Origin of the sequence: Mesorhizobium sp. B2-1-3A (assembly GCF_006442655.1) — a bacterium.
Taxonomy (GTDB): domain Bacteria; phylum Pseudomonadota; class Alphaproteobacteria; order Rhizobiales; family Rhizobiaceae; genus Mesorhizobium.
The window spans coordinates 706,745-722,101 of sequence record NZ_VFWK01000001.1; the positions used below are offsets into that span (position 1 = coordinate 706,745).

Consider the following 15,357-nt stretch of genomic DNA (forward strand, 5'->3'; position numbering starts at 1 on the left):
GTAATTGAAATGCCGTCGCTGTCGGCCTAGCCATCCTCCCATGACAACAGTCCAAACTTCCGCCGGCAGTCTCATCCGCGAATGGCGCACGCGACGCCGCATGAGCCAACTCGACCTCGCCATGGAGGCCGAGATTTCGCAGCGGCATCTGAGTTTTGTCGAGAGCGGACGCGCCGCGCCCTCGCGCGATATGGTGCTGCACCTGGCCGAGCAGCTTTCAATCCCGCTGCGGCAACGCAATCAATTGCTGCTGGCCGCGGGCTTTGCGCCGAGCTTCAGCGAACGACCGCTCACCGACACGACGCTGGCGCCGGCGATGGCGGCGGTCGAGGCCGTGCTCAAGGGCCATGAACCGTTTCCGGCACTGGCCGTCGACCGGCACTGGAACCTGGTTTCGGCCAATGCCGCGATCGCTCCGTTCCTTGTCGATGTCAGCGAGGCTTCCCTGCTGACGTCCCCGGTCAATGTGCTTCGCCTTTCCCTGCACCCCGGCGGCATCGCACCGCGCATCGTCAACCTCCAGGAATGGCGCACGCATCTGCTGGAGCGTCTCAAGCACCAGAACGATGCGACAGGCGACCCGGTGCTGGTCGAACTGGAGCGCGAGTTGCGCGGTTATCCTTCCGGCCTCAAAGGCGGCCGGCCGGCACCCGTCGAACCGAACGCCATCGTGCATCCGCTCAGGCTTGCCCATGGCGATCAGGTGCTGTCGTTCATCAGCACCATCACCGTGTTCGGCACACCGCTCGACGTGAGCTTGTCGGAACTGGCGATTGAATCCTTCTTCCCGGCGGATGAGCAGACACGCGCCGTGCTGGTGCGGCTGGCGAAGGAACGCGCTGAGCGGTCCTGATCAGCCCTGAGGCAACGTCGCCTTGCGCGTTCGCCTGCGTTCCAGGCCCAGTTGCCGTTCGCGCCAGATGATGAAGATGCCGGCCGCGACGACAATCAGGCCGCCGACCAGCGTGCTGAGCGAAGTCACGTCGCCGAAAACGAAATAGCCGACGACGACGCCGAGGATCATCGAGGTGTATTCGAACGGTGCCACCACCGACGCCTCGGCATGGCGATAGGCCGAGGTCATCAGGATCTGGCCGAGGCCGCCGCAGAAGCCGGCCATGATGAGCAGCGCGGCTTGCGCTGGCGTCAGCGATTGCCAGCCGAAAGGCAGCGTCAGCAGCGAGAGCACGCTCGCGGTCGACGAGAACCATAAAACGATGGTCGCCGTCTTCTCCGTCTGCACGAGATTGCGCACAAGCAGCATGGCGACAGCCGAGATCGCGGCGGCCACCAGCGCGGCCATGACGCCCAGGACCTCCTGGTCGTCGAGCGCTTCATCCGAATTGAGCAGGGTCAGTTCCGGCCAGGAGATGATGAGCACGCCAATGAGGCCGACGGCGACAGCGCTCCAGCGATAGACGCGGATCGTCTCGCCAAGGAAGACCGAAGAAAACACCACGACCAGCAGCGGCTGCGCATAGTTCAGGGTGATCGCCTCCGGCAGCGGCAACCTGGTGAGCGCGAAAAAGCCAAGTCCCATGGCACCGACGCCGACGATGCCGCGCGCAACGTGGTTGAAGGGACGTTTCGTGACGAATGCGGTGGCCAGATGCCCTTTCAATGCCAGGAAGGCAATGATCGGGAAGATGGCGAAGAAGGAGCGGAAGAACACGATCTGCCCGGCCGGCACGTCGCCGGCCGCCTTGATGCAGGTTTGCATGCCTACAAAAACCGCCACCGAGACGATCTTGAGCGCGATGCCCCTCAGCGTACCGTGGCCGCCCGTCGTTCCTGGTTCCGCCCCCGCCCCTGATGTCACGTTGGCGATGCACCCCTGATCGCGGCCCAGATGCGCGCCGGCGTCGCCGGCATCTCGATATGCCGGATGCCGTAGGCGCGCCACAGCGCGTCGGTCACCGCGTTGAGCGCGGCCGGCGTCGAGCCGATCGTGCCGGCCTCGCCCGCGCCCTTGATGCCGAGCGCATTGGTGGTCGACGGCACGTTGCGGGTCTCGAAATGGAAGAACGGAAAATTGTCGGCGCGCGGCATGGCATAGTCCATGAAGCTCGCCGTCAGCAACTGGCCGTCCTCGCCATAAATGGTTTCCTCGGTCAGCGCCTGGCCGATGCCTTGCACGACGCCGCCATGCACCTGGCCGGCGAGCAGGATCGGATTCACGGTAACACCGAAATCGTCGACGATCGTGTAACGCACGATGTCGGTCGTGCCGGTGTCTGGGTCGATCTCGACCTCGCAGATATGGGTGCCGTTCGGATAAGTGCATTCGTCCTGGACGAACTCGCCGAAACCCTTGAGATCATCAGGATTTTTCGCGGCCTTGGCGATGCTGGAAAAATCGATCGTACGGTCGGTACCGACGATGCGGGCAATCCCATCGGCCAGCTCGATATCGCCGGCCGAGGCTTCCAGCTCGTCCGCCGCGATGCGCTTGATCTTGTTGGCCAGGTCCTCGCCCGCGCGGGAAGCCGATACGCCCCCCAATGGAATGGACCGTGAGCCCCCGGTACCGCCGCCGGCCTTCAATTCGTCAGTGTCGCCCTGGCGGACATGGATCTTGTCGATGTCGAGATTGAGCTTTTCCGACAGGAACTGTGCATAGGCGGTGGCATGGCCCTGGCCGTTCGTCTGGGTGCCGATCTTCAGCGTCACCGTGCCGTCGCCATTGAGCTCGACAAAGGCCGGTTCGGAGCCAGGGAAGGCGCAAGCCTCGATATAAGTCGCCATGCCGATGCCGCGGATCCTGCCGGCGGTCTTCGACTGCTTCAGCCGCTGCGTAAACGTCTTCCACTCAGACCGTTCGATGGCGCGGTCCATATGGCCTTCGAATTCACCATTGTCGTACAGGCGGCCAGTCTGCGTGCGATAGGGGAATTGCTCGGGCCGGATGAAGTTGCGACGGCGGATTTCGTCGACAGGCAGGCCGAGATCATGGGCGCAGGCATCGACCAGCTTTTCCAGCAAGAACGCCGCTTCGGGCCGGCCGGCGCCGCGATAGGCGTCGACCGGGCACGTGTTGGTGTAGAGGCCGGTCACCGAGACATCGAGCGCCTGGATGTCATAGACGCCGGTCGACATGGTGACGCCGATATACGGAATGAACGGGCCGTATTGCGAGACATAGGCGCCGATATTGGCGAGCAGCGCGACCTTCATACCGAGGAAGCGGCCATCCTTGTCCATGGCCATTTCAGCCGTAACGGCGTTGTCACGGCCTTGCGCGTCCGTGAGGAAATGTTCGGTCCGGTCGCCGGCCCATTTCACCGGGCGGCCGAGCCGTTTCGCGGCCTCGAGCACCAATGGATATTCCCGGTAGACGAAGCTTTTCGGCCCGAACCCGCCGCCGACATCGGGCGTGATGACGCGCAGTTGGTCCTTCTTGATCTTGAACAGGCTGGCCAGGATGTACTGCATGGAATGCACGCCCTGCGACCCGGTGGTCAGCACCAGGCGGTTTTCCTCGACATTCCATTCGCCTATCGCCGAGCGCGGCTCCATGTAGTTGCAGACCAGCCGGTTGTTGACGAATTCGATGCGGGTAACATGGGCCGCCCTGGCGAAGGCCGCCTTTGTCCTTGCCTTGTCGCCCATGTGGTAGGTGAAGGCGCGGTTGGAGCCGAGTTCCGGCCAGACCAGCGGCGTGCCTTCGGCAAGTGCCGTCGCCGTGCCTGAAGCGGCGTCCTCGCCATCGTAATCGACATCGATCAATTCGGCGGCATCCTGCGCCAGGGCACGGCTGTCGGCGACCACAAAAGCAACGGCATCGCCGACATAGTTGACGCGGTCCCGGCACAGGATCGGAATGTCGCGCGTCGGCGCCTTGGTGCCGTCCGGCTGTGCCTGCATGACACCGGACTTGAGATCGCCAAGATGAGCGAGATCCTTGCCAGTCAGCACCAGATGGACGCCGGGTGCCTGCCTTGCCGCTTCCGTCGAACCGATCCTGAAGCTTGCCTTGGCTACCGGCGAGCGCAGGACATAGCCATGCACGACGCCGGCCGGCTTGATATCATCGGTATAGCGGCCCTGTCCCTGGATGAATGCCCCATCCTCGCGCCGCAGCACGGAAGCGCCCATGCCGAATTTCGGTGTGACGACGGTCATGGCTGCCTCGTGATGATGTGGAGAATGAACGCCTGAAATAGGCATCGGTTGAGTTTTGTCGAGGGATCGTTTCGTGTAAAGAGCGCGGACTTCAAATTTCTTGGACCAGCGGGAACTGTCCGCTTCCAACGCAATCGACAGGAAAACCAACGGAATGCGCACGGACACCGGCCAGGTCTTCAAGCTCGAAGACTATCGCCCCAACGACTATCTCATTCCGCAGACCAACCTCACCTTCCGCCTTTCGCCTGAGGCCACGATCGTCACCGCAACGCTGACGATCGAACGCCGCGATGGCGTGTCCGCGACCGCGCCATTGGTGCTCGACGGCGACGGGCTGATACTCAAGCGCATCGAGATCGACGGCAAGAAGGCAAGACCGGCTGACTTGCTGGTGACACCTGACCAACTCACCATTCTCGAACCGCCGGCCGCGCGCCGCTTCCAGCTGCTCATCGAAACCGAACTGGCGCCGGCCGGCAACGAAGCCCTGATGGGTCTCTATCGCTCGAACAACGTCTATTGCACGCAATGCGAGGCCGAGGGCTTCCGCCGCATCACCTACTTCCTCGATCGGCCCGATATCCTGTCCGTCTACACCGTGCGGATCGAGGCTCGGCGCGACGAGGCGGCGCTGCTCCTGTCCAACGGCAATCCGGTCGACAAGGGTGATCTCGGCGACGGCTGGCACTATGCCGGATGGTACGACCCCTTCCCCAAGCCATCCTATCTGTTCGCGCTGGTGGCCGGCAATCTCGGCCAGGTCGCCGACAGTTTCGTCACAGCGTCCGGCCGCAAGGTCGAACTCGGCATCTATGTCGAGCCCGGCAAGGAGAAGCTCGCCGGCTACGCGATGGACGCGCTGAAGCGGTCGATGCGATGGGACGAGGAGGCATTCGGTCGCGAATACGACCTCGACGTCTTCAACATCGTCGCCGTGTCCGACTTCAACATGGGCGCGATGGAGAACAAGGGCCTCAACATCTTCAACGACAAATATGTGCTGGCCGATCAGGAGACCGCGACGGACGCCGATTTCGCCAATATCGAGGCGATCATCGCGCATGAGTATTTCCACAATTGGACAGGCAACAGAATCACTTGCCGAGACTGGTTCCAGCTTTGCCTGAAGGAAGGGCTGACGGTTTTCCGCGACCATGAATTCTCCGCCGACCAGCGCTCGCGCGCGGTCAAGCGCATCGCCGAAGTGCGCACGTTGAGGGCGCACCAGTTTCCCGAGGACCAGGGTCCGCTGGCGCACCCGGTGCGGCCGCGCCGCTACCGCGAGATCAACAATTTCTATACGGCGACGGTCTACGAAAAGGGGTCCGAAGTGGTGCGCATGATCCGCACCATCCTCGGGACGGAAGCCTTTCGCGCCGGCATGGACCTCTATTTCGAACGGCATGACGGCGAAGCGGCCACGATCGAGGATTTCATCAAGGTGTTCGAGGATGCGTCGGGCCGCGACCTGTCGCAGTTCGCGCTCTGGTATCATCAGGCGGGCACACCCAACCTGACGGTCAGTTCGACGCACAATCCGGCCGCGCGGGAGTTCACGCTCGAGATCGAGCAGTCGGTGCCGCCCACCCCCTCCGAAAGCCGCAAGCGGCTGATGCATATACCGCTCGCCTTTGGCCTGATCGGCGCTGGCGGCAAGCCTGTCGAGTACAGCGGGGTCGAGGGCGCCAGCGTCGAGGACGGCGTCATCCATGTCCGCAAGCGCCGCCATATGGTGCGCTTTTCAGGCGTTGCCGAACGGCCGGCCGTGTCGCTCAACCGCGGCTTTTCGGCGCCGGTGACGCTGTCTGTCGAGCAGAAGGCCGACGATCAGTTCTTCCTTGCCCGCCATGACAGCGACGCCTTCTCGCGCTGGCAAGCCTTCAATACCCTCCTCACCGATGCGCTCATCGCTGCCTTCCGCGAGATCCTTGGCGGCAAGCAGCCTGACTTCACGCCACGGCTGACCGATCTTGCCGGCCGCATCGCCGGCGACGAGGCGCTGGAGCCCGCCTACCGGGCGCTGGCGCTGACGCTGCCTGGCGATGCCGACATCGCCCGCGACATCGGCAAGAACATCGATCCCGACGCCATCCACACGGCCCGGCAGGCCCTTGCGCTGGCGATAGCCACGGCGAACCGGGAACCCTTCGCGCAACTGTATGATCGCCTCGCGGACAAGGCCGTGTTCAGCCCGGATGCAACAAGCGCCGGACGACGCGCCCTGCGCAACGTCCTTCTGGACTATCTCTCGCTGCTGCCGGGAGGTGCGGCACTTGCCGCCGGACATTTCCAGTCCGCCACCAACATGACCGACCGCGCGGCCGCGCTTGCCGTGCTCGCGCATCGTCACCATGGGTCGCCGGAGGCGAACAAAGCTCTGGCGGCTTTCGAAAAGACCTATGCGTCCGACCCGCTGGTCATGGACAAATGGTTCCAGATTCAGGCCAGCGTGCCAGGGCCGCAGGCTGTCGACACAGTTCGTGCCCTGACTGCTCATGCAGGCTTCTCGATGGCAAATCCAAATCGGGTACGCTCGCTGATCGGTACATTCTCCAGTGCAAACCAGACCGGTTTCCATCGCCCCGACGGCGAAGGCTACCGGTTCTTCGCGCAAACGGTACTCGAGGTCGAAAAGCGCAATCCGCAAGTGGCGGCAAGGCTGGCGACGGCACTGAGATCATGGCGTTCGCTCGAACCGGGCCGGCAGGCCAAGGCCAGGGAAGCCCTGCTTTCGATCGCCAATGCTGAAAACCTGTCGGCGGATCTGCGCGATATTGTCGAGCGCACGCTGGCCTAGATACCCTCGGCCTTCTCCCGTGCGGGAGAGGGCCGAGGCTCCGCACCTCCAAAACCGATTATTTTAGTCGATTTTTAATCTTTTTTCGCCGGACCACTGGACAAGGCGAATCACCTTTGATTCTTTACTGACGATTCGGAAGTGCGGCGTTTGCCGGATCACAAAGCAGCATAGGCAAATTCGGGGAGTGCCATTTATGGCGAAGGCGGACGCGTGGGGCGCGCCCGGTGGGATGGCTTTTGCGCGTCGCGAGACGCGCGGCGACGGCCTTGCCGGGAATACGCGGCTTATCGCCGAACCGGCCTACAAGCGGCTTCTGGCCGCCGAACCGCTGCTGCGCCGGTCGATACCGGCCCTCATCATCATCTTCCTGCTCGTCATCGCGGCGCTGCGCGTGCTGTCGCTGATGAACGAGCGCGACGACGTCGAGCGTGATGCCAAGGCGATCCTGACGCTGGCGGCGGGCCAACTGGCCAGTTCGCTTGCCACCACCTCGGATACCCTGCCCGGCGCCGTCCAGGACCTGCTGGAGACCACCAGCCGGCAGGGCGCGATGGGCCGCAGCCATGTGCTCGTCATCACCGACAGCGCCTTCAAGATCACCGCGGTGACGCCCCGCTCGATCCCCTGGCAAGGCCATTCGCTCGACGGCCTCGTCCAGGGCGGCCAGCCGCTGTTCATGTTCGGCGACCGCGCCGGCGTCATGGAAGTCAACATCGGCGGCCAGGACTGGTATGCCGCGGTCAGCGTCGCCAAGGATCGGAAGGGAGCCGCGGCGGCTCTGGTGCCCCAGGAAGCGGTCTTCGATACATGGCGCAAGACCGTCTCGCTCAACGTCACCCTGTTCGTGCTGACGGCCGGCGTGCTGATCATCATCCTCTATGCCTATTTCGGGCAGGCGGCGCGCGCACAGGCCGCCGACCGCATCTACCTCGAAGCGCACCAGCGCATTGACATGGCGCTGGTCCGCGGCCGCTGCGGCCTGTGGGACTGGGACATGGTGCGCGGCAAGATGTACTGGTCGCGCTCGATGTACGACATGCTGGGCTACGAGCCCTGCGAGACGATGCTGTCCTTCGGCGAGGTCGACGAGATCATCCATCCCGAGGACGGCGACCTGTTCGAACTCGCCAACAGAATTGTCGCCCGCGAGATCGACCACATCGACCAGGTGTTCCGGATGCGGCATGCCGATGGCCAATGGGTGTGGATGCGCGCTCGCGCACAGGTCATGGATCCGGAAGCACCCGAAATCCAGCTGATCGGCATTGCCGTCGACGTCACAGAGCAGCGCCATCTGGCGCTGCGGTCCGAGGCGGCCGACCTTCGCCTCAGGACCGCGATCGAGAACATCAACGAATCCTTCGTCCTGTGGGATTCGACGCAGCGGCTGATCATGTGCAACTCCAAATACCAGCAGGACAACGGACTCTCGGATCGCGACGTGATGCCAGGCGTGACGCGCGCGTCCCTGGAAGAGCGGATGCTGGCTTTTGCTTCCGAGCGCAGGCTTGCCAACACCAATGGTCCGCAAGGCGGCGCCACTTTCGAGCGGCAGCTGTCCGACGGCCGCTGGCTGCAGGTCAACGAACTCAAGACCAGGGATGGCGGCATCGTCTCCGTCGGCTCCGACATCACCCAGATCAAGCTGCATCAGGAGAAGCTGGTCGACAGCGAACGCCGGCTGATGGCGACGATCCATGATCTCAGCCTCGCCCGCCGGGCCGAAGAGGAACGGTCTCGCGAACTGGTCGACCTCAACCGCAAATACATGAAGGAAACCGAGCGCGCCGAAGCGGCGAACCGGGCCAAATCCGAATTCCTGGCCAACATGTCGCATGAATTGCGTACACCGCTGAACGCCATCATCGGCTTCTCCGAATTGATGGAACAGGGGCTGTTCGGCCCGCTGGGATCGGAGCGCTACGAGGAGTACGCCACCGACATCAACAGCAGCGGCAAGTATCTGCTCGGCGTCATCAACGACATTCTCGACATGTCCAAGATCGAGGCCGGCCAGTTCTCGCTCGACCAGGAACAGATCGACCTCGGGCCGTTGATCAGCGAGACGGTGCGCGTCGTCTCGCTGCAGGCCGCGCAAAAGGCGATCACCGTGGAAACACGCATCGCCGACGCGCTGACCTTGTTCGCCGATCGCCGCGCGATCAAGCAGATTGTCATCAACCTCCTGTCCAACGCGGTGAAGTTCACCGGCCAGGGCGGCCACATATCGGTCAGGGCCCGCAACACGTCGGGCGCCCTGGTGCTGACCATCGAGGACAATGGCTGCGGCATCCCGAAGGAGGCGCTCGGCAAGCTAGGACGGCCTTTCGAACAGGTGCAGAACCAGTTCTCCAAGAACCATGCCGGATCAGGCCTTGGCCTCGCCATCTCGCGCTCGCTGGCCGAGCTCCAGGGCGGCGCGCTGAAGATCCGTTCGACCGAAGGCGTCGGCACGATCGTGTCGGTGCGCATTCCGGTGAAGAAGGCGCCGGCGGCGGTGAAGGCCGCGGCTTGAGCGGCAGGATTTCTCTCCCGCTCCATCGTGCAAGCGAGGTGAGGCGCTTTGACAAAGTTATCCATTCTATCTATTTTAGATAGAAGAGGATTTCTCATGCGCGTAACGTCAACGGAATTCCAACAAAATGTCGGGCGTTTTCAGGACGCCGCCCAGCGTGCGCCGGTCGCGATAACAAAGAATGGCCGGACCCACACGGTGCTGGTGTCAGCGGCGATGTTCGAGGTTCTGGTCAAGGGGCGGGTCTCTCGCCCTGTGGAGGAACTGGACGACGAGACGCTGAATGCAGTCGCCGAAAGCGCTGTCCCGACCGAATATGCCGGGCTTGACGCAATGCTCAAAGACTGGACGCCGTGAGCCTGCCCAAGCCTATCCCTGGCCTGGTGATCTCCTATTCATACCTCTGGGTGAGAGAATACGGAAAAGGTGCTGAAGAAGGCCGCAAAAGCCGGCCTTGCGCCATTGTCGCCGCTCGACGGATCGTAGAGGGCCGGGAGGTCGTAACGGTCGTTCCAATCACACACTCGGCACCGGCTGACCCTGTCGATGCAGTAGAGATACCTGCGCAACTCAAGGCCCATCTTGGCCTCGACGAGACGCCGTCATGGATTGTCGTGACCGAAACCAATGATTTCCTTTGGCCAGGCCCCGACCTGAGGCCCATTGCAGGCAGTAAGCCATCCCGCTTCGACTATGGCATGCTGCCGCCGCGCTTCTATGCTTATCTGCGCGACAGGATTTTGCAGGCCCACGCAAGCCGCACGCTTCAGCAGGTTCGGCGCACAGAGTAGCTCCACGATCGCTCAAGATTGCTAGAAACTCCAGCGACTGATGGCGCCGGAATTTACATGGTCACGTTCACTCGACGCTGCCGTCGTCATCCGATTGGCGGTGATGGCCAAAACGCCCGCCCTTCGGCAGTTCGCTCTTCTCGATCTTGCCGTCATTGTTCTTGTCGAGCACGGCGAACACTTTCTTCTCGCGACCGGTGATGTCATCCGTGGTCAGCGTGCCGTCGCCCCTGGTGTCGTAGCGGGCGATGATGCGCCTGGCCATGCGCTCGAAGCGCGCCTTCTCCAGCGCGTCGGCGAGTTGGGCGACGGTCAGCTTGCCGCCATTGGCGGCAACGAGCTTCTTCAGCCGCGCGTTCATGGCGTCGGAGAACTGGTCGAAGGTGATGGCACCGTCTGAATCGCTCATCGCCTTGTCGAGGCGGGCCATCATGCCGTCGCGCATTTTCGCGCTGGCATTGTTTTCGGCATAGGCGGTGGTGCCGACGGCGCCGGCAAGTGCCGCGAAGGCAAGGGCAAGCTTGGTTGACTTTCTCATGGTCTTCTCCTGTTGCATCGTCACCCCCGATGCGAGAGCGGCGGATCTTCGATCCTGTTGCCACTCCATCTCTTTGTTCGAGCATCGGATCTTCCCAAACCGGTTTCCACTTTTGGGTCCGATGCTTCGACAGCTATTTCACGGTCGTCCGGCACGAAGCAAAAGGTCAAAGTCCTTCCTGACCTTTTGCGACGTCTCCTTGAGGTGTGCTTCCAGCACACCGAAATCCGGCAGGTCGGTAACCGCCAGCAGCAGATCCGAAAGCCCCGGCGGAACGTCGTCGCGCTCGAACGGTCCGGTGAGACAAAGCCGGGTCATCTGGGTCAGCGCCAGATAAAGTGCGAAGGCGGCACCAAGCTCCTGCCTGACACCGGCATCGGCGAAGCCGGGCGCGAGGCGGGACAAAATCTCGGCTGTACCGGTAACACGCGGGCCGGCCTCGACCTGCCCGGTGATGACAGCCACCTGAGCGATGAATTCGAGATCGATCAGCCCGCCGGGGATCAGCTTGATGTCCCAGAGGTCACGCGCCGGCTTTTCATTCTCGATCATGGCGCGCATGTCCGCGGCCTCGGTCTTCACCTTCGCCGCGTCACGCGGCTGGCCAAGGACGGCGGCAACTTCCGCTTCGACCTCGGCGCACAGGCCGGCGTCGCCACCAATGGCGCGCGCCCGCGACAGCGCCATGTGCTCCCAGGTCCAGGCCTCCTGGCGCTGATATTTCTTGAACGCATCGATATGGGTGGCCACCGGCCCCTTGTTGCCGGACGGCCGCAGCCGCAGGTCGAGTTCGTAGAGCACCCCTTCCGCCGTCGGCGCCGATACCGCCGAGATCAGCCGCTGCGTCATGCGGGTGTAATAGTGGGAAGGCGCCAGCGGCTTGTCGCCGTCGGAATCCTCGGCGTTCGCGTCATGGTCGTAGAGCAGGATGAGGTCGACATCCGACCCCGCGGTCAATTCACGGCTGCCAAGCTTGCCCATGCCGAGCAGAGAAACCACACCGCCCGCGATCGTACCGTGGCGCGCCGAGAATTCGGCGGTCACCGCCTGCAAGGCAGCCTCGATGGTGAGATCGGCGAGATCGGAAAAGGCGCGGCCGGCCCGGGCCGGATCGATTGAACCGGCGAGCAGCCGCACCCCGATCAGGAATTTTTGCTCCGAGGCAAAGATGCGCAACCGGTCGAGCACCTCCTCATAGATCCTGTCACCTTCGAGGAAGGCGGAAAGACGTGCCGAGAGATAGGCGCGGTCAGGCAGTTCGCTGAGAAGAGCGGGGTCGAGCAGGCCGTCGAACACATGCGGCCGGCGCGTGATGATCGCCGCCAGCCGAGGCGCCGCGCCCATGATCGTCGCCATCAGCTTGAGCAGTGCCGGGTTGGACTGCAGCAGCGAGAACAGCTGGATACCAGCAGGCAGGCCGGCAAGGAATTCGTCGAAACGGATCAAGGCTTCGTCCGCCCGGCGCGTCTGACCGAAAGCCTTGAGCAAGGCCGGCGTCAATTCCGTCAGCCGCTCGCGCGCCTCCGCCGACTGGGTGACGCGGTAGCGCCCGAAGTGCCAGCCGCGGATGACACGGCAGATGTCGCTCGGCCGCTGGAAGCCGAGACCGTGCAAGGTCTGCAGCGTGTCGGGGTCGTCGACATCGCCGGTGAAGACCAGATTGCCGATACCCGCTGAAAGCTCGGGTGCCGTTTCGAACAGCGCCGCATAGTGGCGCTCGACCTGCTGCAGCGAGGCGCGGAATGCCAGGGAAAAGGCAGCCGCATCGGCAAAGCCCAGCATATGGGCGATCCGCTCAAGCCCCTCATCGTCTCCCGGCAGCGTATGCGTCTGCTCGTCGGCGACCATCTGGATGGCGTGTTCGACACGGCGCAGGAACCAGTATTGGCTGGCGAGCGCATCACGCGCATCGGCGGTGATCCAGCCGCGTGTGGCAAGCTGGCCGAGCATCGGCACGGTTTCGCGGCCGCGCAATTCCGGGAAGCGGCCGCCTGCGATGAGCTGCTGGGTCTGGACGAAGAACTCGATCTCGCGGATGCCGCCACGGCCGAGCTTGACGTTGTGGCCCTTCACGGCGATCTCGCCGTGCCCCTTGTGGGCGTGGATCTGGCGCTTGATCGAGTGGACATCGGCAATCGCCGCGTAGTCCATGTATTTGCGCCAGATGTAGGGCTGCAGCTCCTTGAGAAAGGCGGCGCCCGCCGCCAGATCGCCGGCCACCGGACGCGCCTTGATCATCGCCGCACGTTCCCAGTTCTGGCCGCGCGCTTCGTAGTAGCGCAGTGCCGCCTCAACGGGGATCGCCAGCGGGGTCGAACCGGGATCGGGACGCAGCCTCAGATCGGTCCGGAAGACATAGCCGTGCTCGGTGCGGTCCTGCAGGATGCGCACCAGCCGTCGCGTCAACCGCGAAAACAGCTCGGTGGCGTCGAGAGGATCGACGACGGCGGGCGCTTCCGGATCGAAGAAGACGACAAGATCGATGTCGGAGGAGAAATTCAGCTCATGCGCGCCGAGCTTGCCCATGCCGAGCAGTATCCAGCCCGATTGCCGCGAAGGGTTGTCCAGATCAAGCAGTTTGAGCTTGCCCTGGCCATGCGCGTCGCGCAGCAGGAAATCGACGGCCGCACGGGTGCAGGCGTCGGCAAGATCGCTCAGCCGCCGCACTGTCAGCGACGTTTCCGCCTCACCGGCGAGATCAGCCAGCGCGATCAGGAAATGCGCCTCGGCCTTGCACTGGCGCAGCTCCATCATCAGGCTGGATTCGGAAACCGTCTCAGCCAGTGGCGCCTGGTCGATCGCGGCGGTGATCGCTTTCAGGCGAGCCTCGACCGTCTGGTCGAAAAGAGCATCCAGTATCCGCGGCCGGCGGCGCGCCGTGTCGCGGAGGAAAGGCGAGAGGTCGAAAACTGCAGCCAGGAAATCCTGGGCCTCCCCCTTGGCGCCCAGGAATTTGGCCAACCTTGTCAGCCCTTCTTCGCGTGCCGCCGCGGCAATGTCGGCCAATTCCTGTCGCGCCTGGCCTTCATCGAGAGGGGCAAGCCCAACGGCTGGCTTCAGCAGCCAGTCCGTGACCGTCCGTTTCGCGACCGCAGCCATCAATGATCCTCCCGTGCTGGGAAACTCATGACCACGGATAGTCCCGGATTGCCAGGCAGGAGATCAAGCCGCCCATAATGGAAAGTCATGACAGCCTTGGCGAGGCTGAGGCCAAGGCCGGAACCGGGCTGCGAACGGCTCTTCTCCAGCCGCACGAAACGTTCGGTCGCCCGGGCGCGATCGGCATTGTCCGGAATGCCTTGGCCGTTGTCGGCGACACAAAGCCTGATCTCGCCATGCGTCCGCTCGAGCGTCACACGAACTGTCGGCTTGGACGTGGAATCCGTCGAATACTTGATGGCGTTATCGACGATGTTGGACAATGCCTGGCCGATCAGCTCGCGGTTGCCGTCGACGAGAAAAGCACCATTCGGTTCGGCTTCAAGCGAGACGCCAGCCTCTTCCGCCACCGGCTCGTAAAGCTCGACGACGTCACGCACCGCCGCCGCCAGATCGACGCGGTTGGTGTGTTCGGACGAATATCCGGCCTCCAGACGGGAGATCATCAGGATGGCGTTGAAGGTCTTTATCAGCTGGTCGGACTCAGCGATGGTGCCTTCCAGCGCCTGGCGATAATCGGCAGGCTTGTGCTTGCCGGAAAGCGTCGCTTCGGCCCGATTGCGCAGCCGGGTCAGCGGCGTCTTCAGATCATGCGCGATGTTGTCGGAAACCTGCTTCAGGCCTTCGTTGAGCGTCGCGATCCTGGCCAGCATGGAATTGAGGTTTTCCGAAAGCCGGTCGAACTCGTCACCGGCGCCGGTCACCGGCAGCCGGCCCGACAGGTCACCACCCATGATGCGGCGGCTTGCCTCCGAAACGCTGTCGATGCGCTTGAGCGCGGCGCGGCCGACAAAGAACCAGATCAGGATGCCGCCCAGGCCCATCATGCCAAGCGCCAGCGTCAGCGCACGGCGGATGACGGCGCGGAAACGTTCCGGTTCGCCAAGGTCGCGGCCGACCAGCATGATCATCTGGTTGGGCAGCCGCAGCACCAGCGCAATGGCGTTGTGGCCCTGCGCGCCTTCGGTCTGCTGCGCCGTGTTGTCACCAGTTGCGGGAGGCGTCGCCTGGTCGGTCGTTCCGCTGCGCAGGCGGTCAAGCTCACCTTCTCCGAAGCGTTTGTAGGAGAACGGCTCGGTCGTCCAGCCCTCGGTGTCGATCACCCCCGGTTCGAGGCTCTGCACGTTGCCGGTCAGGATCTGGCCATTGGCGTCGGCGATCAGATAGAGATTGGCGCCTGGCTGGCGCGATCGGGCCTCCACCACCCTGACCAGAACCGGCAGGCCACCGCGCTGATAGGCCCTGGCAAGACCGAGCACTTCGTCGTTGATGGTCTCCTGCGTCTGCGACGTCAGCATGCGCGCAGACAGCGAGGTCATGTAGAAGACAAGCAGTACGGCGCAGAGCGCGAAGAGCAGAAGGTAAAGCGCCGAGAGCCGCGCTGCCGTCGTCCTCATGATGGCGGGCACGGAAAGCGCCATGCTGTCGC

At 63.4% G+C, this 15,357-nt stretch carries 10 protein-coding genes; 5 read left to right on the plus strand and 5 right to left on the minus strand.

All coding sequences use genetic code 11. The features are described 5' to 3' along the window. The first annotated feature begins 40 nt into the window (after positions 1-40). Positions 41-853: a helix-turn-helix transcriptional regulator gene (locus tag FJ977_RS03590; protein ID WP_140768596.1), complete on the plus strand. Its 813-nt coding sequence runs from the start codon at positions 41-43 to the stop codon at positions 851-853. Here the strand turns inward: FJ977_RS03590 and FJ977_RS03595 are convergent, their stop codons facing one another. Then, complete coding sequence (locus FJ977_RS03595; protein ID WP_140768598.1) at positions 854-1,819, minus strand: DMT family transporter; 966 nt, start codon at positions 1,817-1,819, stop codon at positions 854-856. Next, a complete protein-coding gene (locus FJ977_RS03600) occupies positions 1,816-4,122 on the minus strand; it encodes a xanthine dehydrogenase family protein molybdopterin-binding subunit (RefSeq protein WP_140768600.1) in 2,307 nt (768 codons plus the stop codon). Before FJ977_RS03600 ends, FJ977_RS03595 begins: the two co-directional genes overlap by 4 nt. A gap of 154 nt (positions 4,123-4,276) precedes the next feature. Here FJ977_RS03600 and pepN point away from each other — a divergent pair, with 154 nt between their 5' ends. From pepN to FJ977_RS03620, 4 genes are all read left to right on the plus strand, one after another. Next, positions 4,277-6,922 carry an aminopeptidase N gene (pepN, locus tag FJ977_RS03605; RefSeq protein ID WP_140768602.1) on the plus strand — a complete coding sequence of 882 codons (2,646 nt, stop codon included), beginning with the start codon at positions 4,277-4,279 and terminating at the stop codon, positions 6,920-6,922. Positions 6,923-7,118: 196 nt separating this feature from the next. After that, positions 7,119-9,440, plus strand: a complete 2,322-nt coding sequence (locus FJ977_RS03610) for a PAS domain-containing sensor histidine kinase (protein ID WP_140768604.1) — start codon at positions 7,119-7,121, stop codon at positions 9,438-9,440. Between the two features lie 48 nt (positions 9,441-9,488). After that, a complete protein-coding gene (locus FJ977_RS03615) occupies positions 9,489-9,797 on the plus strand; it encodes a type II toxin-antitoxin system prevent-host-death family antitoxin (RefSeq protein ID WP_246682809.1) in 309 nt (102 codons plus the stop codon). Beyond that, the gene (locus FJ977_RS03620; protein ID WP_140768606.1) at positions 9,794-10,231 is read left to right on the plus strand and encodes a type II toxin-antitoxin system PemK/MazF family toxin; all 438 of its coding nucleotides are present in this window, start codon (positions 9,794-9,796) and stop codon (positions 10,229-10,231) included. Before FJ977_RS03615 ends, FJ977_RS03620 begins: the two co-directional genes overlap by 4 nt. Before the next feature lie 67 nt (positions 10,232-10,298). Here FJ977_RS03620 and FJ977_RS03625 read toward each other — a convergent pair whose 3' ends face one another. The 3 genes from FJ977_RS03625 to FJ977_RS03635 all read right to left on the minus strand — a co-directional run bounded on the left by FJ977_RS03625 (position 10,299) and on the right by FJ977_RS03635 (position 15,349). Further along, positions 10,299-10,769 carry a hypothetical protein gene (locus FJ977_RS03625; RefSeq protein WP_140768608.1) on the minus strand — a complete coding sequence of 157 codons (471 nt, stop codon included), beginning with the start codon at positions 10,767-10,769 and terminating at the stop codon, positions 10,299-10,301. 138 nt (positions 10,770-10,907) lie between these two features. Beyond that, complete coding sequence (locus FJ977_RS03630; protein ID WP_140768610.1) at positions 10,908-13,868, minus strand: bifunctional [glutamine synthetase] adenylyltransferase/[glutamine synthetase]-adenylyl-L-tyrosine phosphorylase; 2,961 nt, start codon at positions 13,866-13,868, stop codon at positions 10,908-10,910. Next, a complete protein-coding gene (locus FJ977_RS03635) occupies positions 13,868-15,349 on the minus strand; it encodes a HAMP domain-containing sensor histidine kinase (protein ID WP_140768612.1) in 1,482 nt (493 codons plus the stop codon). The genes FJ977_RS03630 and FJ977_RS03635 overlap by 1 nt, the downstream gene beginning before the upstream one ends. Positions 15,350-15,357 lie beyond the last annotated feature (8 nt).